Annotated in this window: 16 protein-coding genes; 9 read left to right on the top strand and 7 right to left on the bottom strand. The window is 64.5% G+C overall.

The genetic code is table 11. The annotated features are described in order from the left end of the window. Window positions 1-214: 214 nt before the first annotated feature. Window positions 215-1,756, top strand: a complete 1,542-nt coding sequence (locus AB0M22_RS19825) for a hypothetical protein (RefSeq protein ID WP_364728459.1) — start codon at window positions 215-217, stop codon at window positions 1,754-1,756. A gap of 53 nt (window positions 1,757-1,809) precedes the next feature. Here AB0M22_RS19825 and AB0M22_RS19830 read toward each other — a convergent pair whose 3' ends face one another. The 4 genes from AB0M22_RS19830 to AB0M22_RS19845 form a co-directional block, all read right to left on the bottom strand. Then, window positions 1,810-4,398, bottom strand: a complete 2,589-nt coding sequence (locus tag AB0M22_RS19830) for a DEAD/DEAH box helicase family protein (protein ID WP_364728461.1) — start codon at window positions 4,396-4,398, stop codon at window positions 1,810-1,812. A 355-nt stretch (window positions 4,399-4,753) separates the two neighbouring features. Next, window positions 4,754-6,715: a UvrD-helicase domain-containing protein gene (locus AB0M22_RS19835; RefSeq protein ID WP_364728464.1), complete on the bottom strand. Its 1,962-nt coding sequence runs from the start codon at window positions 6,713-6,715 to the stop codon at window positions 4,754-4,756. A 975-nt stretch (window positions 6,716-7,690) separates the two neighbouring features. After that, a complete protein-coding gene (locus tag AB0M22_RS19840) occupies window positions 7,691-8,140 on the bottom strand; it encodes a hypothetical protein (protein ID WP_364728467.1) in 450 nt (149 codons plus the stop codon). A gap of 66 nt (window positions 8,141-8,206) precedes the next feature. Then, window positions 8,207-8,542, bottom strand: a complete 336-nt coding sequence (locus tag AB0M22_RS19845) for a helix-turn-helix transcriptional regulator (protein WP_364728470.1) — start codon at window positions 8,540-8,542, stop codon at window positions 8,207-8,209. Between the two features lie 362 nt (window positions 8,543-8,904). On the opposite strand from AB0M22_RS19845, the gene AB0M22_RS19850 reads away from it, so the two are divergent. Together AB0M22_RS19850 and AB0M22_RS19855 are read left to right on the top strand one after the other, a co-directional pair. Continuing rightward, entirely contained in the window at window positions 8,905-9,471 is a 567-nt protein-coding gene (locus AB0M22_RS19850; protein ID WP_364728473.1) for a tetratricopeptide repeat protein, read from the top strand. A 59-nt stretch (window positions 9,472-9,530) separates the two neighbouring features. Then, window positions 9,531-10,022, top strand: a complete 492-nt coding sequence (locus AB0M22_RS19855) for a hypothetical protein (RefSeq protein WP_364728475.1) — start codon at window positions 9,531-9,533, stop codon at window positions 10,020-10,022. A 299-nt stretch (window positions 10,023-10,321) separates the two neighbouring features. Here the strand turns inward: AB0M22_RS19855 and AB0M22_RS19860 are convergent, their stop codons facing one another. Then, complete coding sequence (locus tag AB0M22_RS19860) at window positions 10,322-10,843, bottom strand: MarR family transcriptional regulator (RefSeq protein WP_364728478.1); 522 nt, start codon at window positions 10,841-10,843, stop codon at window positions 10,322-10,324. A 105-nt stretch (window positions 10,844-10,948) separates the two neighbouring features. On the opposite strand from AB0M22_RS19860, the gene AB0M22_RS19865 reads away from it, so the two are divergent. After that, on the top strand, window positions 10,949-12,259 hold the full coding sequence (locus AB0M22_RS19865) for an MFS transporter (protein ID WP_364728481.1): 1,311 nt from the start codon (window positions 10,949-10,951) through the stop codon (window positions 12,257-12,259). A gap of 89 nt (window positions 12,260-12,348) precedes the next feature. On the opposite strand, the gene AB0M22_RS19870 is transcribed toward AB0M22_RS19865, so the two are convergent. Together AB0M22_RS19870 and AB0M22_RS19875 are read right to left on the bottom strand one after the other, a co-directional pair. Further along, complete coding sequence (locus AB0M22_RS19870; protein WP_364728483.1) at window positions 12,349-12,579, bottom strand: hypothetical protein; 231 nt, start codon at window positions 12,577-12,579, stop codon at window positions 12,349-12,351. 71 nt (window positions 12,580-12,650) lie between these two features. Beyond that, on the bottom strand, window positions 12,651-12,893 hold the full coding sequence (locus AB0M22_RS19875; RefSeq protein ID WP_364728485.1) for a hypothetical protein: 243 nt from the start codon (window positions 12,891-12,893) through the stop codon (window positions 12,651-12,653). Between the two features lie 558 nt (window positions 12,894-13,451). Here AB0M22_RS19875 and AB0M22_RS19880 point away from each other — a divergent pair. The 5 genes from AB0M22_RS19880 (at window position 13,452) to AB0M22_RS19900 (ending at window position 20,851) form a co-directional block, all read left to right on the top strand. Then, window positions 13,452-13,901 (top strand): winged helix-turn-helix domain-containing protein, encoded by a 450-nt coding sequence (locus AB0M22_RS19880; protein ID WP_364728488.1) that lies wholly within the window; start codon window positions 13,452-13,454, stop codon window positions 13,899-13,901. A gap of 266 nt (window positions 13,902-14,167) precedes the next feature. After that, entirely contained in the window at window positions 14,168-14,467 is a 300-nt protein-coding gene (locus AB0M22_RS19885; RefSeq protein ID WP_364728490.1) for a hypothetical protein, read from the top strand. Window positions 14,468-14,570: 103 nt separating this feature from the next. Next, window positions 14,571-19,970, top strand: coding sequence for a hypothetical protein (locus AB0M22_RS19890; protein WP_364728493.1), 5,400 nt, complete (start codon window positions 14,571-14,573; stop codon window positions 19,968-19,970). Window positions 19,971-20,021: 51 nt separating this feature from the next. After that, entirely contained in the window at window positions 20,022-20,555 is a 534-nt protein-coding gene (locus AB0M22_RS19895) for a hypothetical protein (RefSeq protein WP_364728496.1), read from the top strand. Between the two features lie 29 nt (window positions 20,556-20,584). Further along, complete coding sequence (locus AB0M22_RS19900) at window positions 20,585-20,851, top strand: hypothetical protein (protein WP_364728499.1); 267 nt, start codon at window positions 20,585-20,587, stop codon at window positions 20,849-20,851. Window positions 20,852-21,136: the final 285 nt, after the last annotated feature.

Genomic DNA, 21,136 nt, shown 5'->3' on the forward strand with positions numbered 1-21,136 from the left:
ATGGGATGATTACGTCGTGTCGCGCCGTTGGCGCGAATCCGGGCCCTGACCACTCAGCCTGCTCACTGGATGGTCTCGCGACTGCCAGGTACACCCCGGAACTCGGGGGCGAATTGTTTCCTGACCTCGTGGTATGCGGCAATTCAGATGACAATGCTCATGTCGCGTGGTGACAATTCCCCCTTGAGGCACTACGAGCTCGGAAAGGGAGCGTATGGCGGAGAAGGAGGGCAAGGGCGCACCGAGGGAACAGTTTCACCTCGTCGGCCAGGCGTATCGAGGCTCGGTCAGCAATACTCATGTCGAGCTGATAGTGGACAACAACGTCGTGTCGATCGCGGAGTCCGTGATGCGAAAAGGTTTTGTAGAGAACGACATTCAGCATCGTCGGCTCCGAAATCTTTGCGATTGGGCACGATCGGGAGATGCGGAGTTCAACTGTTACGTCGGGGCCGTAGAAGGTGCAGGGTTCGATGGGTACTCCGTGTCGTCCTACAGCCTTGCTCGGCGGCTTGCATCATCTGCGGCGCTGTTTCGGGCCGCGACTACCGACTGCGGCGTTGATCCATTCGATGGCACTCCACTGCAAGATCGAATGCTGGTGAAGCTGCCCGATATCACGTCGGCTGTCGATCACGCGCAGGATCTAGCCGGTAACCTCTTTCTGCCCAACTACATTGCGATCCTGCTGTGGCGGCTGGTGTGCGAGGACCGACCGAATTGTCGTGACGCTGAGACCTCGCGCACGCTGCTCCTCGAGCTCGGTCGGCGCCTCGAGACGAAGATCAATTACATCCCCTTGACATGGATTATGTTGTTCTACGCCGAATTCGGTACGCTCGAGGTGGCACGGACGGTGCGTTCGGGTCTGTTCAAACTGGATGGATCCTCTCTTGCGAAGAATTCCCGTTCGGGCGGATGGGACATGAGTCTGCTGTCCTATATGTCAATGCTTCGCTCGGTGGATCGGTTCGAAGGGATCACGGTTCCGCGGATGCCGGTGCTGGTCACCGCCGACGCGAAGTTCGCCCAGGCAGCGGCGATGGTTACCGCTGTCGGCAACACCGGGCTGTTCGAGATCAATTTCGATCGGCTTAGGCCCGAGACCCATGCCGTGGTGAGCGATACGATCATGAACCATTGTTCTCGACGGCTGCTTCGCAGTCCGACCGTGCCGCTGTGGAGCAAGCTGATCGGTATAGCCAATGAGCTGGAGGAACAGCTCGGTATCGATGAACCTGACCGCCTGCGTTCCGAGCGACCGATCGTCGAGATCTCAGCCGATCCCATGAAGTTGCAGCGCCTGCTCGCGATCATGCCGCGTCCGCGAGAAGAGATCATTGGCCACCTGCATGACGAGCCGGTCGATCTCTACACCGCCTTGTTTCTGGCAGTGACAGTCTTGTCTTGTTTCGCTTCTCGCGACGGGCGCGACAACCTTCTCCGAGTGGCGGCGAAGCGTGCCACCCCCGGGTTTGCCGGCGATTCAGCTAAGGGCTCGGGCGCTGAGCTCATCTTGGAAAGTCTGGTACTCATCGACGCCTGGTCTACAGCCGATGGGGTATTGATCCCGGTGTATCTCGAGCGACTCGAACTGTGCACCGTTGTCCACCGGAACGTGGTGCTGCTGGTGACGCTGCTAGTTGTGAAGTCGCTGATGGAGTTGCTCGCAGACGATAGGGGCATCGCTCTTGATCTGGCGTACGCGGTGGTTTCCAAGATGATCTACGAGCGTGTCGGAAGATGTTGTAGCTGAGTCCGAATCCCGAGGCGTGTCCGGAGACAGGAGACCCCACTGGATTTGTCATCTCATGTTGATGGGAAGATGGCAGCGACGTCGTATGCTGTGACGACCCGCCCGCGAGAGGGTGCAAGCAGCTTGCCCAGCCAGCCGTCCTCTTGAGGCAGGAGCGCCTCGATCCGCGTGCGAGCTTCACCACGTGCTTCGGCATGATTGTCGCCGCAGAGGGCGTCGTACTGGCGAAGGCGGTCGGCCAGCATGTCGTAGAGGCGGACGGCAGCACTGTGGTTTACCAACACGATCTTGTCGTGCGCGGCCTCGGCAGCGTCGTCCTTCGTGGTAGTGGCCGGGGTCAGCAAGCAGCCGCATACACGAGTCTTCGCCGATCGCCGAGTTTCGACCTCGATCTGGCCGAGTAGTTGGTTCACATCTCCACGGATGAGTGGCTTCGGCTCTCCCTTCGGGACGGTCTTCACCTCCCAGACGCGGCGTTCGGCGCGCTTGACGGTGGACCAGGTCCATCGGCAGTCCGTGGCGCTCTGTTCGGTCTTGGGTGGGCGTTCTCCGTTGGCCCCCACCAGGCGAGCGAGCCTGGTCAGGGCTTCACACTGTTGGTCATGGCTGCCAGTGAGCAAGGCCCGTCCCTCGGAAAGGACGCGATCAAGCCGGGTACCGGTTTCACGTCGCCACTCGTCCCATGCGAGAAAGAACCTGTCGGTGTCGTCGGCGGTCTGTTCGTAGCCTTCAAGGTCTGCGACGGTACGGCCCAGCCGGCGGAACCAAGTAGTGCGCGGTCCACCAGCGGTGGCCTCCTCGAGTGCCTTGCGCGCGGCGGCTAGGTCTTGGGGGCGTCCGCGATCGAAGTGGGCGTGGGCCTCCACGTAGCGCCAGAACGCGGCGTGTTCGGTCTCCCCTGCCTTGGCCAGTTGAGCGGCGGCTTCCCTCGCTTTCTTGGCTGCCCCCGCGTGGTCGCTGAGCCATAAGTCGGTCACCGCAGAGACTTCCGCGTCGGCGCTGGAGACATGGCTGCTTCCGCCAATGTTGCGGCCGGGCCTCGCCTTGCGGCGAGGGCTCGTCGGTGCAGAGGTCGAAGCTGGTATGGCTGGTTGCCAGAACGAGGTGCAGGCGAGAAGAGTGCCCTCCCAACCTTGGTCGTAGATCTCCAGCGCCGTGCGGATGGTGGGTTCGGTGCCTGCAGGGATCGACTTGCGGACTGCAGGGTCGGCGAGCATCTGCGCGAAGCTAGGGTCGAGTCCGAGGTAGAGGGAGCGGTCGGTCTCTTCACGGTTGGCGCGACCCAATGCTTGGGTGACTCGCTGGCCGACCCGGTGGCGCATGAAACTGGCGTCGCCGAGGTAGGCGACGACGAATCGTTCGAACTCACTGCTTGCCTGCGGGACAGTGGTGATGATGACCAGTTTGCACAGGTCGCCCGCGAGGTCTAACCCGTCGTAGCGACCGGCGGTGATCAAGTGTCCGTTGGTGACGCGCCCCCAGGTGTCGACCATCGAGTCGTCCCCAGGGCGAAGGCGGTATATCGGCTGTCCGTAAGCGGTGAGAGTCTTCTGGAGAGTATCGGCTTCGGCGTGGCTGGCGCACAACCAGGCGGCACGGCCGCCGGCTGCCTGAGTTTGAGCAAGGGCCCAGCCGAGCACATTCTGGCTGAAGGGGTGTTCGGCACTAGGGTTGAGCACCAGCAGCCGCTCGCCCGTCGCCCCAGGCGGCAGTGGGGTGGCAGTGGTGAGACGGGTGACCGGTCCGCCTCCAACTCGGCGCTGGAGGTCGTCCATCGAGCCGAGGGTGGCTGACAGGTAGATCCGCTGCTTGGCACGGCTGTACTGGGGGTTTAGCGTGGTTGGTGGATGGTAGGGGCCGATCTCGATACCGGATGGGCCGATGAGGACGCCGCACTGGGTGAGGTGATCGCGGACGGTTGGCCAGACGTATAGCATATCGTCCTTGAGGTCACGGTCCGTGACGAGTGGCGATGCCGCGATAGCGTCGCGTGTTGAGCCCACGATCGCGTCCCAATCTCTGAAGGACAGCAGTTCGGGAGGGGTGCCAGGTCGGGCGGTCCCGTCCAGCATTGCGTGTAGACCGGGGTAGGCGTCGGTGTGCGCTACCACCAGCTCGCAGATCGTTCGAAAGAGCTGGCGGCCGAGGCCGGGCTTGTCAAGGACGCGCAAGGTCTGCAGCCCGCTGAGAGACTGCTCGGCAAGGTGGGCATCGTCGAAGATGACCAGGTCAGCGGCTCCAACCTTCGGATCGCTGTTGAAGTAGACCCAGTAGTTCATCACGCCGACGGCCTGAGCTTGGTGGTAGTCGTCGAGCTTCGCACCGCCGTAGTCCTTCGCGGCGAAGCGGACGACGTCTAGATCCAGATCTTCGGCTTCCTCCTCTACCCGCTCGGCGAGCTGGCGGGTACCAGTCAGGTAGGCCACCGACCAACCGCGGCTGAGGGCATGATCGGCGATCAGCAGGGCCAGCAGCGTCTTACCCTCGCCTGTGGGCATCTCTATGGCCAGATCTGCAGTGTCGAGGTGCTGGTCCGCGTAGGCGGCGAGGACCTGGCGCTGACCCGGCCGAAGTTGGGTGAACCTCGCAGACCTGAAGTCCACCAGGTTCTGCTCGAAGTCCGGCTTCGCCGCGTTTGTCACCGTTCACTCCTCACTCGTAAGGTGTGAATTTTACGGCGCGGGGCGCCTCCTTCGCTGCGCTATTTCCGCTAGCGCAGCAGGGTGAACGGTACGAACTGGTCGACCAGGTGAAGTCTGGCGGGGTAGCTATTTGGACGAAGCGGGTTGCGAACCTGGCCAACCTGTACCTTTGACGGCAAGAATATAGAGCGGTATTTCGGTGCGGAGCTCAGGAGTCGTAGCGAGAAGGGGTTTGTAGGATGGCGGTTTGTGGGCCTCGTGCAATCCTGTAGGTCCGTATCGGCAAGACGTCTGTGGGAGTACAGATTCCGCGGATATGGGTGCCGCCCAACGCTTGCCTGGCAGGACGAGATAGTCAGTCTTCGATCACACCTACCCAGACGAAGTCGCGAGCTCGGGTCAGTGCCACCATGGTCTGCCGGGCGGCAAGTTCCGCCCGGTCACGGGCACCGCCGGTGAGTTCATTGAGCGGCGTTTCCGACTTCTCTGTGATGTGGAAGACGGCGGCGAAGTCCATGCCCTTTGCTCGATGGACGGTACCGACTTTAATGGCCTCGTGCTGGGTGCCGTCGTATTTGTCGAGTGACAGTACCGACAGTCCGGCGCATTCTAGGACGTGCTGATAGCGGACGGCATCTCGTCGACTGCCCACGATTACGGCGGTATCAGACGAGGTGTAGCCGAATTCATTGAGCGCGCGGACGAGCTCGTCGCCTACTGCCGCACGGCGTATCGACTTCTCGATCGCTTTGCCTCCGGGGAGAATGGTTTCGCTGTCGCGTAGGACAAATCCGGGCCCGCCATCGAGGTCGTCGACGGTGTTGGCGGCCTCTACCCGCTGCGCAAACTGCAGGACGGCTTCGCGATTGCGGTAATTCTTCCTCAACACTCGCCCGCGGCCACCGGGCAGCGGGATACCAGCGTCGGATAGTTTCCAGCCGCCCGCGTATACCTGCTGCTGACCATCGCCGACCAGTAGCAGCTGAGCATCCTGCTGCCCGCCGGCGATCTGGTGGACCAACATCAGCTGCATCAGGGTGAAGTCCTGCACCTCGTCGACCGCGACCATGGCGAAGTCTTCGGTGTCGTCCAGCGGGCGATCACGAAGCTCGTTAATCGCCTTGCCGATTACGTCGTTGAAGTCATCGATTCCCCGTTCCTTGAGTCGCGACTGGTACGGCTCATAGAACAGCGTCCACACGTCCTCACGACGCTTCGGCCCAAGCCCCACGCCCTCGCGGCCGGAACGGGCGACCTTCTTGTATGCCTCGAGGTCCGGCAGCCCGCGCCCCTTGATGACCCGATCGACCTCGTCCTTCCAATACTGGTAGTCCGTATCACGGATTTCACCGAGCACATGCCGGGCCGTGGTCCATGCGCGAGCGAACGCATCCTCGTGGGCATCGTCGTCGGCGAGAGCGTACGGGACTTTTCGTTTCTTGAGGAACCGTATGGTCCAGGCGTGTAGGCCGATGAACTCGGCCCGGTCAACGGCCTGCGGAGCGAGTCGTCGGAACGCCGATTCATGGTACGTCGGAAGGGTTTTCACGAAGCTGGTGAACAGCACACGACCGGGGTTCGCCTTGACGAATCGGGCCATCCGGTGCAATACCACCACAGTCTTCCCGGTGCCTGCGGGTCCACTGAAGCGGGCTGGGCCCGTGAAATTGATGTTTACCAAGCCGATCTGATCAGGGTCGAGGAAGGTCATCCACTCCTTGAACGGACGGCCGAGCATCTTGCCGCGTTCATCCTCCTGCAGTTCAGTGACGCCGAAAAGCGATTCGGACACAATGGATTCCGCGACCGGTGCGTCGTCACTGCTGAGCCACTCGTAGCGGTTGCCCCGACCCGCGACCGTCGCGGAGACTTCGCGAATCCACTTGAGTGGCAACGTGTTATCGCCGCTGAGTAGCGTCTTCCTTAACGTGAACTCGTCCACGGAAGTGAATGGGTCGTGTGCCTCGGTAGCTACCGCTCTTGGCATGAGCAGCAGGATCTCTAGCATGTGCGGCACGTACTGACTGCGCCCGAACGCTAGGCCGGCGAATATCTCCTCCGCGTGCTTGCGGATGGCGCGAAGGGCCTGGCGTTCGGGGACTCGTTCGGTGAATACCAGCGCGTATACGCCGGTTGGGCCGATCGCGAAAGCCGATGCCCGATCCTGCCGAGTGGGCGCGCGATCGATGAGCACGTGCCAGCGATGCTCCATCATCGGAATGGACAGAAATCGGCGCTGGCCAGCAGTTAGCGACGAGATCTCGGCGAGACTCCGCTCCACCCAGCCCCGACGCCGCTCACGGTTGATGTCAGGCATCAGACCCCCCTGCGTCCTCGAATGACTTCTGCTGATCAAGATAACTGAGAGATACACCAGAGATTAGTCGAATCACGTTCTGCAGCAGAAATTCTCGTCATGAGGCGGGTGGCGCCGCAACGATCAGCCGTCGAAGGAGTTGCTGGTCCGCCGATCCCCTATATTTTGGTCGCACTCGATGGGAGTCGAGAAGGCTTGGCTTATAACGTTAAGCCTCTCAACGCAAGCTCGGCTCGTTCACCGTTTCCACATGTGGATTTGCGCGTTAGCGCGTATGTCCCCCTCGGGACACGACCACATGCACATGACTCGGCGGCATCCCAGCACAATGGTTCGACCGCAGTCACCACGCGGACTTGGAAGTTTGCGTGCCTGTTGCTATATGTCCAGGGATCTGAGCGTGTCGCTCTGAAACACGCCGAAGGTTGCCTTGGGGAGTGGGACCACGTTGGTCGAGCTCGGGCCGCCTCGCGTAGCGGCAACGCGAGCCTCGAATTGTAGGTGCTGCTAATCTGACGGTGCAGCAGCAGGCCCTTGTCGGTCACTCGACTAGCGACACGGAAACGACACGTTTTCAGCGGGAATTGACCGGCTTCAACGGGACTTGTTGGGGGCCAGGTTCTTCCTATAGACGCAGCTCACGGGCAGTATTGAGAACTCTTGAGAACTCAGAAACACCCCCTACTCACAATCGGCAGGTTTCTGGTTCGAGTCCAGATGGGGGAGCCTGAACGGCCCCTGACCAGGAGTTTACCCACTCCGGTCAGGGGCCGAACTCGTATCAGACCCTTGGAGTCGACTAAAAGTCGGCGAAAGATCCTCACACGCCGTTCTGTCCGGATCGTCACGCGCATGTCAGCGCCCACGGACCCTACAGCCCTGCGACGGCCACGCTCAGAAAGGACGACAGCCACCACGCCCGCTCGATCAGTTCGACCGTCGTCAGCGGTAGGTGCAGGACGAGAGCGTTGAGGGTCAGGGATGCTGCGAGCCGATGGTGCATCCCGCGGCGACGAACAGTGCCCAGGCGGCGTGGCGGAGACGGAGGCGAAGGTCTTTGCGTTGCAGTGCTTTCCAGGTGGCGATCATCGTGGTAGGAGCGGCGATCGCCATGATGGCGGCGTAGGTGAGAGTGAAGATTCGGCTCGGCAGGTCAGGGAGTCCGAGCGGGTCGGTCGCCTCTGTCGCTCTGGCGTCGCCGGTGAACCAGCAGGTGAGGAGCACTGCCGTAGCGAGCATCCACGCGATGGGGATGCAATACCTGAAGCGGCGATTGCTGACGATGATGTCGAAAGAGATCGTGGCGTAGAAGCAGTACGCGCCGACCGTCAGCAGTACAGCGATGAGGATGGCGATCGCGCTGCCGAACGTCCGCAACGACCATCGGTCGATGTATTCGTCGACCGGCGGTGCGCCGATGATCAAGACAGCGCACAGGATGCCGAAAGCCGCAGTGAATGGCCGCGATTCAGGACGCTGTGTCGCGCAATGTCACTCCAAACCCAACATCCGGCCGTAGATTCTGGCAGCCCGCGCGGAGGTTTCCTCCCGGCGTTTGTCCGTGGGCTCTTCGAGAGATCGCTTGGCCTCGTTGATGATTCCGACCGCCGTTGTGTCGAGCGCCTGCGCGATCGCCTCGAGCCGGCCGACGTCCGGCAGCGTCTCGCCCTTCTCGATCCGGTCGTACGTGGCGCGGGGCAGGTCGGCGGTGGTGTAGACCTGCTCCCTGGTCATCTCCCGTTTGATTCGGCGATCCCGGATGGCGCGGGCAACGGCGGCGTTGAGCCGCTCGCGCGCCGCCGCACTCAACGCGTCCTCTCTCGCCATCGGACCAGCGTATCCATGACGAACCCGGCCGACCCCATCGGTTCGTCGCAAAGTTTTCTGGCACCAACGGCCTGGAGCTGGATGTATCAGGTATTGCGATACTCAAAAGTGAGTACTAGTCTCCGTCTCGGGAGTTAACCGGCGGGGATCGATTCGAAGTATCCGCCGCACAAAGTCGGCGGGGGCCGCGTCGGCATGGACAGAGACGATTGCGGGATGTGACGCGTGGACCACGCGGGTCGAACCGGACGGACTGACGTTGCCGATGTGCAATCGGATGCAACGGGTATCACGTTGCATCCGAAGGGCATTCGATCGGTCGTCGGGTCACTGTGTACATCCGCGCGAGTGGAATCGCGAAGATGACCGATCTGGGAATCCTGCTCGCATTACGTCGTGAGACACCGGAGGACGAGTACTGGCGCCGCCAAGTCGCCGCCGATCATCCCCGCGCCATGTGCACCCTCGGCATCCTGCACGCCGAGCGCGGTGAGACGCAGGAGGCGGAGGTCTGGTTCCGCCGGGCCGCGAACGTCGATGACCCCTGGGCGATGAACGTGCTCGGCCTCTTTCTTGCCGAACGCGGCGCGATACGGAGCGCTGAGTACTGGTTACGCCAGGCTGCCGCCACCGGCCACCCATACGCGATGGTCAACCTGGGCATCATGCGCGCCGGACGGTTCGAGAATCACGAGGCCGAATTCTGGTACCGCCAGATCGCGTACGCGGGTCACCTCGAGGCGATGGTCGACCTCGGCGCGATGCACGCCGAACGCGGTGAAACAGACGATGCCGAATGCTGGTTCCGCTGGGCTGCCGGCGGAAATCATCCTCGCGCAATGGACGCCCTGAGTCGGTTGCTCCGTGAACGTGGAGATCTGGATGAGGCCGAATACTGGCGCACGCGAGCCGAAGATGACGGTCGGTAGAGTTCGAATTCCTTCAGCGGGTTTCGCTGTTGGTGCGGGTAACTAGGTAGGAGCGGCGCATGGCATTCTCGGCAAACGAGCTGACGCCGGTCGACGCGATTCCGGTGCCTCCGTTCGCGAATCAGGATCAGGCTCGTACGTTTGTACGGATGTTGATGGTCTACGTTGCTCACCTCCGCGAAGGATCACGAGTCGAGTTGACGCAGTTTGCGCTCGGCGATGTCCTCGAGCGGGAGTACGAGATGTTGGCCAGGCGGTGGCAGCCCTATCCCTCCGACACGGTGCTGCGGATCGCGATGGATCTGCGGTTTCCGGCGCCGTGGACGCCGCACGGATTGGTCGATGCGTTTGTCGCCCTCGGTTGGCGGCCGTGGGCGGATAGCGGTGGTGCTACGGCGACCGCGCTCGGGTATCGCTCAGATCCGGACTTCGAAGCCGAGCGGCGGCCGGACGGCGGCTGGGAGATGACGTGGATCGAGCGAGGGATGCGTCGTTCTGGTGGCGACGCCGCTAACGATTACGGCATGGTCATGGTCCTGATGGGGGCATGAGGCAGGTCGTCCCTATCCCTATGGGTGGGCGGTGCGGGAGTCGCCGGAGGTTGTCGCCGAGCTGCGTAGCCGGGCCGAGGTTGTATTGGGCGGATGGGAACGCGAAGCCGAACTTCCGTACTTGGCGAAGTGGGCACCTGATCGATAGCTTCTGCTAGGTGGCGACAATGGCGCGCCGGTCGGCAGATTCGACACGCAAGTCTCATTCGCTCGCTGTGGTCGAGTCACGTTGTGGTGCACGAATTTCACCGGCCACCGGGCGCGGGATGTCGATAGCCAAGCGGGGTCTCGTGACCGTCTTAACCGCCATCGGCCGGCAACGTCTGGCCTAGTTTGCGCAGCAAGTCGGTAAGGGCCAGGAGCTCGTCGGCAGTGAGGCCGGAGACCAGTTGTGTTTCGTTGCGCACGTGGTGGTCGATGGCCTTGTCTATGACGGCCCGCCCTTGATCGGTCAGTTGGATCACGCGACCGCGGGCGTCGTCTGCGGCCGCGCGTCTGTTGACCAGTCCCGCCTGTTGAAGGCGGTCGACGCGCTTGGTGACCGCACCTGAGGTGACCATCGTCGAGTCGCGTAGTTCGCCGGCGGTCAGTTCGAATGGGGGGCCGGAGCGGCGAAGGGTGGCGAGGACGTCGAATTCGCCTCGGCCAAGGTCGTAGTCATTGAAGACGCGGTTGAGTTGTTCGTCGAATGCCCAGTGCAGGCGGGAGATTCGGCCGATCACGTGCATCGGGCTCAGATCGAGGTCGGGGCGTTCGCGGTGCCACTGGCCGACGATGTGGTCGACGGCGTCGGGTTCGGGCGGGGTGCGGTCAGCGGCCATCTCTTGACTATACCTTCCGTGGAAAGTAATCTATCTTCCATGGAAACTAACTTCCTGTCGTGAACCTTCGTCCCGCATGTCGGCTCGGCGAGCACCGTGTCGGTCGTGCGAGGAATCGCCTGTTCGGCGACGGCTGAGCTGCCGTCCCGCCTCGCTGCTCTGAATCGGGAGTGGCACTTTCGCGCAATCAGAGAGAAGAAGTTGGCTACACAAGATGAACACCCGTATTCGGCCCTGAGATCATGGCTGGGCGTTTCCGCGATCACCGCAAGTCTATTCGTTTTCGTCACCACCGAATTGATGCCTGTCGGTCTGCTGACTCCGGTGAGTAATAGCCTCAGCATTTCGGTGGGGGTCGCCGGGCTGATGGTTACTTTGTATGGTATCTCGGCTGGGCTGGGCGTGCCGTTCATCGTGGCCTGGACCAGGCGGGTCAATCGACGTTTTCTACTGTCCGCACTATTGGCGATATTGGCGCTGGGAAATCTGATCACCGCTATCTCGCCGAACTATCCGCTGGTTCTGACCGCCCGGCTCGTCATGGGATTCGCGAACGGGGTGTTCTGGGCCATCGGCGTAGGCATGGCGATGCGCCTGGTTCCGGGACGTCATGCGAGCAGGGCAGCTGCAGTTGCGTTGTCCGGTATCTCGATTGCCACGGTGGTCGGCATGCCGCTAGGTACCTTCATGGAGAGTCTCACCAGCTGGCGAACCACGTTCCTCATCTGGAGCGGTCTCAGCGCGCTGGTCCTCCTTGCGGTCGCTGCGATAGTCCCGTCGCTCCCATCGGACAACGCGGTGTCGGTCCGGGAAGTCTTCGGAATCCCGCTCAAAAACGTACAGCTGCGCGTGGTGATGTTTACGGTAATACTGTATGTCCTCGGCCATTTCGGGGCGTACACCTTCATTCGTCCCTTCCTGGAAGACAATTCGTCCGTCACGCCCGCCTATATCACCGGATTGCTGATCATCTATGGCGCAGGTGGTGCAGCTGGAAACTTCATCGCCGGATACGCCGCGACCAAGAATCTGCGCGCCAGCTTCATCGTCGCCTGCGCAGGAATCGTCACGTCCCTACTGTTGCTCCTCACGATCGGCCACCAGCCCGCCGGACTGATCATCGCGCTCATCCTCTGGGGAGTCTCCTTCGGCGCAATGAACCTGTGCCAGATCAACATGACCCTCGCCGCCGCCCCCGACACATTCGAAGCCGCCATGTCCCTCAACACCCTGGGCTACAACACCTCGATCGCCCTCGGAGCACTATTCGGCGGCCTGTTCGCCGATCACCTAGGTATAAGAAGCGTCTTCTGGTTCGGCGTCGCACTGACAGCCGCTTCGCTACTCCTCACCCTCAGCACCCGCCGCAAACCCTCGCAGACCGTTCCTGACGAGGAACTGGTCGCTACCGGATAAGCCCTCATGAAGACGAGTTGACCGCCCCACATCGCACCGATGTGGGCAGGGCAGATCTCGCACCACTGAAATATCTGGCGCGGGCGCGACTAGGTGAAGATCGCACCGATAGCGAGGCCGGCCAGAAATCCGATGATGGACAGCAAGAGTCCGGCGAACGCGGCCAGCAAACCGACGCCGACTCGGCGGATGCTGCCGCCGAGCGGCAGTCCAGCGGCGCTGAGGGCGATGAGTAAGCCACCGGCGACGGGCGGACCGATAATGCACCAGATCGCGTCGCGGGGAACTATTCCCGAATACGGCAGCGCAATGCTGATCATGCCGACGACTGCGGCAACAAATGACTCAGGACCGAACCAGTCCGCCCGCGCATACTTCGACGGTATTCCGCTCATATTGTCGCCAACCAGACAAACGCAACCAGCACTCCCGCTGTCGCGACACCGGTAGCCATCCCCAGTGTCCGTGGCGTCCTCCGCAGCGCAATCAAAACGGCAGCCGCAACCATCAATATGACAATGGCGATGAACACCACATGCTTCGACGCATCGACCGAAGGGTAGGCCGCGTCAGCAAGACGCGCGATCAACGCGAACACAGTCACGGCCACCGCCGACGCGATGGGTAGCGCCAACGTAGTTGCTTGCCAGAACGCGGAGTCCCTCACGACTGAGGGCGGTTTGCTCGGATTGCCAAGGGATGTCGGCTTGTTCCGCTCCCGGTTCGGATCACTGAAATCACCAGGTCCGACTGGGCCAGCGCGGCGCCGACCGCGGAGCCCTTCAACTTGTCCGCGTTCGGACCCGCTCCGAGGTGTGGGGCTCGATCGACCTCGTTGGGAAGCGCAGCCAGCACGCCCGCTGCCCCGCGCAGACTATCTGGACTGACTTCGAACGGCATTCCGATCCCTCCTGGCCTCGCTGACCAGCGAGAAGTGGTTTGTGTACTGATACTGACGCACGGTGACGCTGATCGGTTCCATCGGCCTCGTCTCTACGTGGTCTGGAGTGCCTTCGGCTCGCGTGCGGAGGTCGTCGACCGAGAGCTGTGAGGTGCGATGGTCCGGGCTCGGGCGACCACTCAGACCTCCAGGACCTGTTGAAACGCAACAGGTCCCGAACTCGCCCCCGACGCGATCGCGTTCCCCGCCGTACCCTCGAACCCAGTTACCGCAGACGAAGGGATCGACGGGATGGCCGAGGCGGCATACGTCACCATCGCGGAAGACTATGCACGGCGGATCCGCAACGGGACATTGCCCGGCGATGCTCAGCTGCCCAGCCATGCTGAGCTGGCCGAGCGGCACGGCGTATCGCGTTCGGTGATCCGGCAGGCGATCCAGTTGCTGAGTAATCAGCAACTCGTGCGGACCGTGCCGCGGCGCGGCACCTTTGTCATCGGTCGATCGCCGGTCGTGAAGTCCGAGCCTGTCCCGCTCGATGACGACGTCGACGAAGTCCGATCGGTCGCGCATCCGATCCGTCGCGCTCAGCTCGCCGGCAACCTCATCACTCACTACCAGCTCCGGATCGCCGAACTGTCCGGCATCCGGCAGACCGCGATCGAAGACGCACACGATCACGGCATGAGCATCGCCGACATCGGCGAACGACTCGGCTTGCCCAACGGCCACATCGGCTAACTCCCGCGGCAGGCGAAATGGTCGCTTGGTCGGGTTCAAGAGGCGTACGCCGCGAGCTCTCAGGAAGTTTGCTGAAAGATCGCTGGAACGCATTTCAAGGGCAGTGAGCTGCGCCACTGAATCGAGATGTCAAGAGTTTTCAGCGTCAGTGACCCGTAAAGATAATCCGCGGCGGATTAGTGGTCGCAACCTCTCTACCTGCGAGGATATGCGAATCGACGAACTTGTTTGTTGACTCGCCCAGGCACCACCTCGAGCCTGAATGCATGAACAGAACCACTAGCTGCGCAGCATTAGCTGCGGTCTACATTTCGACGATCGCGTGTTCGGCGTTCGTCGCGGGCTCGGCCGCCGCCGACCCACCTCCGTCCGGATGCACCTCCGACTACGCGGTGCCCAACCAGCTCACGATCACCTGCGAGCCGGGGGCCGGCGCCGGGCAGCACGCGTACATCCGTTGCCGCGACATCGGCGGCATCCTGCACACCCGGATCGGGACCACCGTCGGCTCCAACGGCGGCTGGTCACGCGCGGTCTGCGCGACCGGTGAAAGCGGACCGGTCTGACCCACACGAATCGTCGTTCGGAGAGCTCTGCGCGAGCTCAGCATGCCCAGCCGAATCCGGCTGTGTATTCGCTGCATCACCTGTTCGATCGAAAGGTTCTCCCATGTCAGTAGCCAACGAACGTTCTCGAACAACCAAGCGCGCCGCGAAGCATCGCAAGGTAACCAAACGTAATCGCCGGGGCCTCTACGCGGCGGCAGCGTTCGCATCGCTGGCCACCGTCATGGTGTCGACCGGCCAGGCGTCGGCCGAAGCCCCCGCGTTTCCGCCGATCCCCGCCAACCCGACCGATCTGATCCCCGGCTTGAACTCGGCCGTGCCCGGTCTCGGCGACACGGTCAACGGAGCGGTCACCGAATTCGGCGGATCCGTACCGGATATCGGTGCGGCGGTCCCCGAACTCGGCAATGTCGCGACGAATCTAGGACCGGCCGGACAGAACGCGATCGACCAGGCGTTGAACGCGCTGGACAACGTAACCGCAGGCACGCCGGTCGAAGGCGCGGGCGAGATGATCCGCGGCTTCACCACACCACCGGCCGACCAGCCGCACCCCGCCGGCACGCCGAACGCAGCGGGCATGCCCAACACGGCACCCGGTACCACCACCGCCTCCGGCCCGATCGGCTTCGTGCCGTCCTCGGTCACCGAGATGGCCGCCGTCGCCGAACAGGTCATCAGCACCGGCGTCGACCTGAAACAACTGGCCGGCTGGGCCGACACGACCTTCCCGAGCGGTCCGCTGCGCGGCCCCGTCGAGGACATGCTCGCGTTCGTCAACGAGGCGATCGAGCAAGCCGGCGCCCGCCGCGACCCGATCGCCTCGCCCATCGAGGACCTGATCAGCCAGGCCCGCACCCTCTTCGACTTCCCCAAGGACGGTCCCGACCCCGCGCAAGCTCTGCGCGACCTGCTGAACCCGATGCTCGGCCAGACCGTAGGCGACGGAGATCCGTTGCAGGTCTTGGCCGAAGGCGTCCGAAAGCTCATGGCGGACCCGGCCGGTTCGCTGCACGAGGTCCTCCAACCGGTGCTGACCGAAATCCGCAGCATGCTGAACAACGACGGATTGTTCAGCACTCGGCATGCGGCGCTGCCGCTGCTGGCGATTCCGGTGATGGTCACTGTGCTGATCGTCGGCGCGCTGGCGGTCGGTGCAGTTGCTTTGCTGGCCGCGCCGCTGATCATCGCGGCCCTGATCGTCGGCGCCATCGTGGTGGCTGCGATTGCCATTCCCGTGCTGATCATCGGCGCGATCGTGCTGGCTGTCGTGGCGCTGCCGGTGCTGGTGGTGCTCGGCGGCATCGCGCTCGCTGCTGTGGCCTTGCCCGCGCTGGCCGTACTCGGCCTTGCCGTATTCGGTCTCGCTGGCACGGTAACTCTGGCCGCGCTGGCCCTTGCTGCTGTGGCGACGGTCGGCGTGTTGGGTTTCGCCGCCTTGGTGGTCGTGCTGGTGCTGGGCTGGACCGGAATTCCCGCCTTGATCGCGCTGGCCGCGATCGCTCTGGTTGGCGTGGTCACGCTCGGCGCGTTGGCTTTTGCCGCGGTCGCAGCGCTGACGGTGTTCGCCGTGGTCGAGACGATCGCGCTGGCCGCGCTCGGCCTCGCCGCACTGATCGTCATCGCCGCGGTGACCTTCGCCTCGCTCGTTGCGGTCTTCGCGTTGGGCCTGCCCACGGCAATTGCGCTCGCTGCCATCGCATTCGGTGTTGCGGTCGTTGTCGGCGTGCTTGCACTTGCGGCCGCGATCGTCTTCGTGGTGCTGGGCTGGACCGGATTGCCCGCGCTGATCGTGATCGGGATTATCGCCGCGGTCGCCGCGATCGTGGTGGCCGCGGGTCTGGTGGCCTCGGTAGTGGTGATCGCCGCGTTCGTGACCGCCCTGGTGGCCACACTCGCGACCCTCGCCGTCGGCGGCGCGGTCACTCTGGCGGCGCTGGCCTTCGCCGCGCTGGTCGTGATCGCCGTGTTCGGCGGACCCGCGTTGCTCGCGTTCGGAGCCTTCGCCGCAGTGGTCACCGCGGTTGCCGTGGCCGCTCTGATCGCGCTCGCGGTTCTCGCCGCGCCGTTTATCCTCGGCGCGTTGGCGATTGCTGCGGTGATCGGGCTCGGGATTCTTGCCGCGATTGCCGCGCCGTTTGTACTCGGCGCGCTCGCGATTGCTGCGGTGATCGGGCTGGCGGTGCTTGCCGTAATCGCTGCTCCGTTCGTTCTCGGCGCGCTCGCGATTGCTGCGGTGATCGGGCTTGGAATTCTTGCCGCGATTGCCGCGCCGTTTGTGCTGGGTGCGTTGGCGATTGCTGCGGTGATCGGACTCGCGGTGCTTGCCGCGATTGCTGCCCCATTCGTACTCGGTGCGCTCGCGATCGCAGCAGTAGTTGCGCTGGCGGTACTCGCATTGCCGGTACTGGCGCTGGTTACCGCCGGCGTTGTGGGCGCGGTGATACTTGCCGCTATTGCTGCGCCGTTTGTGCTTGGCGCATTGGCAATCGCGGCAGTGATTGCCGCCGGTGTGATCGGTGCGGTGGTGCTGGCTGCGATTGCCGCGCCGTTTGTGCTTGGCGCGCTGGCGATTGCCGCGGTGGTGGCGCTCGGAGTGCTGGCTGCGATTGCTGCTCCGTTTGTGCTCGGTGCGCTCGCGATCGCCGCAGTTGTCGCGGTCGCGGTGCTGGCGGTGCCTGCGCTGATCGTGTTGGGCGCGTTGGCACTTGGCGCGGTGATCGGGACCGGGGCGTTGATCGCCACCGGTGCCGCAATTCTGACCGCGCTGGCCATCGGCGCGGCCGTGTTGGCGATCGCGGCGGCACCGATCCTGCTCGGACTCGGCGCGGTTGCGCTGGCCGTGCTCGCCGGCACCGCGGCGGTCGTGCTCGGTGCGCTCGGGTTGGGTCTGGCCGGCGTGGTGACCCTCGGTGCGCTGGCTCTGGCCGGCGTGGTGACGACGCTGGTGCTCGCGTTCGCCGCGCTGGCGGTGGTCGTGCTGCTCGGTTGGACCGGCATCCCGGCGCTGATCGCGCTCGCCGCCATCGGTGTCGTGGGAGCGATCGTCCTCGGTGCGCTCGCCCTTGCCGCGGTCGTCGCGCTGACCGCGTTCGGCGTCGCCAGCACGATCGGCCTGGCCGCGTTGGCCCTGGCCGCCGCGGTCACGGTCATCGCGGCCACCCTCGCGGGTCTGGCCACGCTCGGCGCGCTCGCGCTGGGCACGGTTGTCACCCTTGGCGTCCTGGCCTTCGCCGCGGTGGCGGTGGTGGTGCTCGCGGGCTGGACCGGATTGCCCGCCCTCCTCGCGCTCGGCGCAATCGCGGTCGTCGCAGTGGCCGTGGTGGCCGCCGCGCTGACCGCTGCCGCGGTGGTCGTCGCCGGTCTCGCGGTCGGCACGTTGACCGTCCTCGCCGGCCTGGCCTTCGCCGCCTTGGTGGTCACCGCGGTGCTCGGTTCGCCGGTGCTCGCCGCGCTGGCCGGTCTGGCCGTCGCGGTGGCAATCGCCGCTCTCGCAACACCATTCGTGCTCGGTGCACTCGCCATCGCCGCACTGGCCTTGCCGGTGCTGGGTGCGCTTGCACTGGCCGTCCTCGCTGCACCGTTCGTCCTCGGCGCAATTGCGCTGGCGGTGCTCGCGGCGCCGTTCGTGCTCGGGGTTCTGGCGATCGGCGCGGTGCTCGGTGCGCTGGCGCTGGCGGCCGCGCCGTTCGTGCTCGGTGCGTTGCTCATCGCAGGAGCGGTGGCACTCGGTGCGCTGGCACTGGTGGTCGCCCCGTTCGTGCTGGGCGCGCTCGCCATCGGGGGAGCGGTCGCGCTCGCCGCGCTGGCAGTCGGCGCGTTGACGCTGGCCGTACTCGCCGCGCCGTTCGTGCTCGGTGCCATCGCGCTGGCGCTGCCCGTGCTGATTGTGTTGGGTGCGTTGGCTCTTGGCGCAGCTATCACGGTCGGCGCACTGCTCGCCGCAGGGGCCGTCGCGCTCACGGCCCTGGCTCTCGTCGCTGCACCAGTGGTCCTGGCGGTGCTCGCCGTGGGTGCCGTCCTCGCGCTAGGTGCCTTGCTGACGGTCGGCGCGATCGCGCTGGCAGCGCTGGCCCTTCCGGTGCTGATCGGGCTTGCCGCACTGGCGTTGCCAGCGCTGATCGTGTTCGGCGCACTCGCGCTGGCAGCGGTCGCGACGGTCGGTGCGCTGCTCGCCGCAGGTGCAATTGCCTTTACGGCTCTGGCTCTCGTGGCTGCACCGGTGCTCGCCTTGGGCGCCGTGCTCACCCTGGGCGCGCTGCTTGTGGCTGGCGCGGTCGCCCTCGCGGCGTTGGGTATCGCGGGCCCGATTGTGTTGACCGCCTTGGCTATCGGCGCTGTCATCGCGCTCGCCGCGCTGGGATTGCCGGCCGCGGTGGTGTTCGGGGCATTGGCCTTCGCTGCCGTCGTGGCGGCGGCGGTGCTCGGACTGCCTGCGCTCATCGCGTTCGGTGCGCTGGCTCTCGGTGCGCTGGTCACGCTGGGGCTGCCGGTGGCGATTGCGTTGGGTGCATTGGTCTTCGGTGCGATTGCCGTGGCTACCGCGCTGGCGCTGCCGGGCTTGATCGCGTTCGGCGCACTCGCGCTGGCCGTGGCGCTGCCCGCGCTGGTCGTGTTCGGTGCGCTTGCGCTGGCCGCGACTGCCACCATCGCCACTCTGCTGGGCGCGCTGGCGCTCGGTGCGGTGATCACGACGGCGGTGCTGCTGACCGTCGGCGCGGTGACGCTGGCGACGCTCGCCATCGCGCCGCTGGTGGTCGGAGCCATTGCCGTCGGCGCGGTTGTCGCGTTGCTCGGCGCTGGTGCGGTCGCCGGACTGGTTGCTCTGGCCTTGGCCGCGCTGCCGCTGCTGGCGCTGGCTACTGCTGTCGCAGTGGCGGTTTCGGTGGCCGTGGCCGCTGCCGTGGTGACCGCGGTGATCGGTCTGCCGCTCATCGCCTTCGGTGTGCCTGCGGCGCTGGCGGCTCTGCTGACCGTCGCTTTGCTGGCGACGCTGCTGGCGGTGGCGGTGCCGGTCGGTGTGGCGGGTGCGCTCGGCGCGGCCGCGCTGGCGGGTCTGGCGTTGACCGCCGGTGGGGCGGCGCTCGTCGGTGCTCCGCTGCTGCTCGCCGCAGCGGCGACCGTGCTGCTGGCCAGCGTGCTGCCGGTGGTGGTCGTGGTGCCGCTGCTGCTGCTCGCGGTCATCGTGGTAGTGCCGCTGGTTGCACTGTCCAGCCCGGATGTCAAGTCCTACATCGTTTCCGCGATCCGGGCCTGGCGCGACCAGAACACCCCGCGCGGTGATTCGAACAGCGGGATGACGCCCACCGGAACCCAGTTCCTGGACGACATCCAGGACACCGCGAGCCTCGAAGACCTCATCGCGTCCTTGCAGAAGGCGCTTGCCCCCGCGCCCGCGTCGGCACCCGCCCCGCGCGCCGAGATCCCGCTCGTCGGGAACGCGGCCGCGGACGGACGCACCACCAACACGGACGATCGCCGACTGGTCGCCCTGTCCCTCTGAACAGACCAGAAATCACTGCCCGACAACGCAATACAAACATAGGAGTGCGTCATGAAGTCTGACCCGACCAACGTCGACACCGAACTGAACCCCGACTACCCGACCCTGCACCTGGAGTACCTGTACGGCCCGCAGTGGCGCGACGTCGCCCAAATCGTCGAACGCGCAACGCAACTCACCCCGGGCGAACGCGAACAACTCAACACCGCGGCCGGCAACGGCCTGCAAGACGGGTTGTCCGCCCTGTCCGGCGGCGCGGGCCTGTCCGCATTGTTCTCCGGCCTGGGCTCCTCCTCGGAGGACTCGCAACCGGCGCAGATCGCGGCGGAAACGGCCAAGGAGTTCGGTCGCTCCCGCCACATCCAGATCGCGGGAACCATTGCCGGACAAGCGGTGTCGCCGACCAGCGGACCCGGCGCGGACGATCTGGGCGGACTACTGAAGTCGCTCACCTCGATCGGCGCTCTCGTCGTGGTCAACCGCGCGGTCACCGCGGCCGCCCTCGGCGACCTGGTCGGTCGCGGCAAGTTCACCAGGGAGGTGTACGACGCCCTGATGAAGCCCTGGACCGACACCATCCGCTGACCCGGCGACCAGACCCAGGAGGTTCGATCATGTTCGATACCAGGTTCTCCGGCAGCACCGCCGATCCACTCGGCGGACTGCTCGACATCAGTTCGGCACCGGTCGGCTTCGGCTACTACGAGCAGAACGCCAGTGACGCCGAAACCATCACCCGCTGCCACGACCGGACCCACGTCGGCCCGATCGGCTGGTGGAACCGGCATCGGCGGCTCGGCATCGGCGTCGGCATGACGCTGGTGACGTCGCTGGGCTTCCTGCCCGCGGTGCAGAACGCCATCCTGATGGGTCTGACGTAGGTCGTACGGCACCACGTGACGCGCACCGTGCACACCACGGTGCGCGTCACGACTGTTGTGGCAATCGCGTCGCAAACCGGAGTGGAAGATGCTGGCTGATACCCTTGTTATGCCTTTGAACTGCTGTGCTGCCGTCGGCACCACCGCTCGGCAGCACGACGATTCGAAACGGTCTGGCTATCGCGCAAACACGGCGCATCGCCAGCTCGGCCCGACAATGCCCTGGACACCCGACACCTCGGAGAACATGCGATTGTCCGTTCCGCCGGTCTGCGCAGCCGCCAC

Origin of the sequence: Nocardia sp. NPDC051756 (genome assembly GCF_040681495.1) — a bacterium.
Lineage (GTDB): Bacteria > Actinomycetota > Actinomycetes > Mycobacteriales > Mycobacteriaceae > Nocardia.

Bases quoted from the DNA above. Each gene is read 5' to 3' on its own strand.
- AB0M22_RS19825 (WP_364728459.1), top strand. From the start codon at position 215: ATGGCGGAGAAGGAGGGCAAGGGCGCACCGAGGGAACAGTTTCACCTC.
- AB0M22_RS19855 (WP_364728475.1), top strand. From the start codon at position 9,531: ATGGCATTCTCGGCAAACGAGCTGACGCCGGTCGACGCGATTCCGGTG.
- AB0M22_RS19895 (WP_364728496.1), top strand. From the start codon at position 20,022: ATGAAGTCTGACCCGACCAACGTCGACACCGAACTGAACCCCGACTAC.
- AB0M22_RS19870 (WP_364728483.1), bottom strand. From the start codon at position 12,579: ATGATCAGCATTGCGCTGCCGTATTCGGGAATAGTTCCCCGCGACGCG.
- AB0M22_RS19890 (WP_364728493.1), top strand. From the start codon at position 14,571: ATGTCAGTAGCCAACGAACGTTCTCGAACAACCAAGCGCGCCGCGAAG.
- AB0M22_RS19850 (WP_364728473.1), top strand. From the start codon at position 8,905: ATGACCGATCTGGGAATCCTGCTCGCATTACGTCGTGAGACACCGGAG.
- AB0M22_RS19880 (WP_364728488.1), top strand. From the start codon at position 13,452: ATGGCCGAGGCGGCATACGTCACCATCGCGGAAGACTATGCACGGCGG.
- AB0M22_RS19835 (WP_364728464.1), bottom strand. From the start codon at position 6,715: ATGCCTGACATCAACCGTGAGCGGCGTCGGGGCTGGGTGGAGCGGAGT.
- AB0M22_RS19860 (WP_364728478.1), bottom strand. From the start codon at position 10,843: ATGGCCGCTGACCGCACCCCGCCCGAACCCGACGCCGTCGACCACATC.
- AB0M22_RS19900 (WP_364728499.1), top strand. From the start codon at position 20,585: ATGTTCGATACCAGGTTCTCCGGCAGCACCGCCGATCCACTCGGCGGA.
- AB0M22_RS19845 (WP_364728470.1), bottom strand. From the start codon at position 8,542: ATGGCGAGAGAGGACGCGTTGAGTGCGGCGGCGCGCGAGCGGCTCAAC.
- AB0M22_RS19885 (WP_364728490.1), top strand. From the start codon at position 14,168: ATGAACAGAACCACTAGCTGCGCAGCATTAGCTGCGGTCTACATTTCG.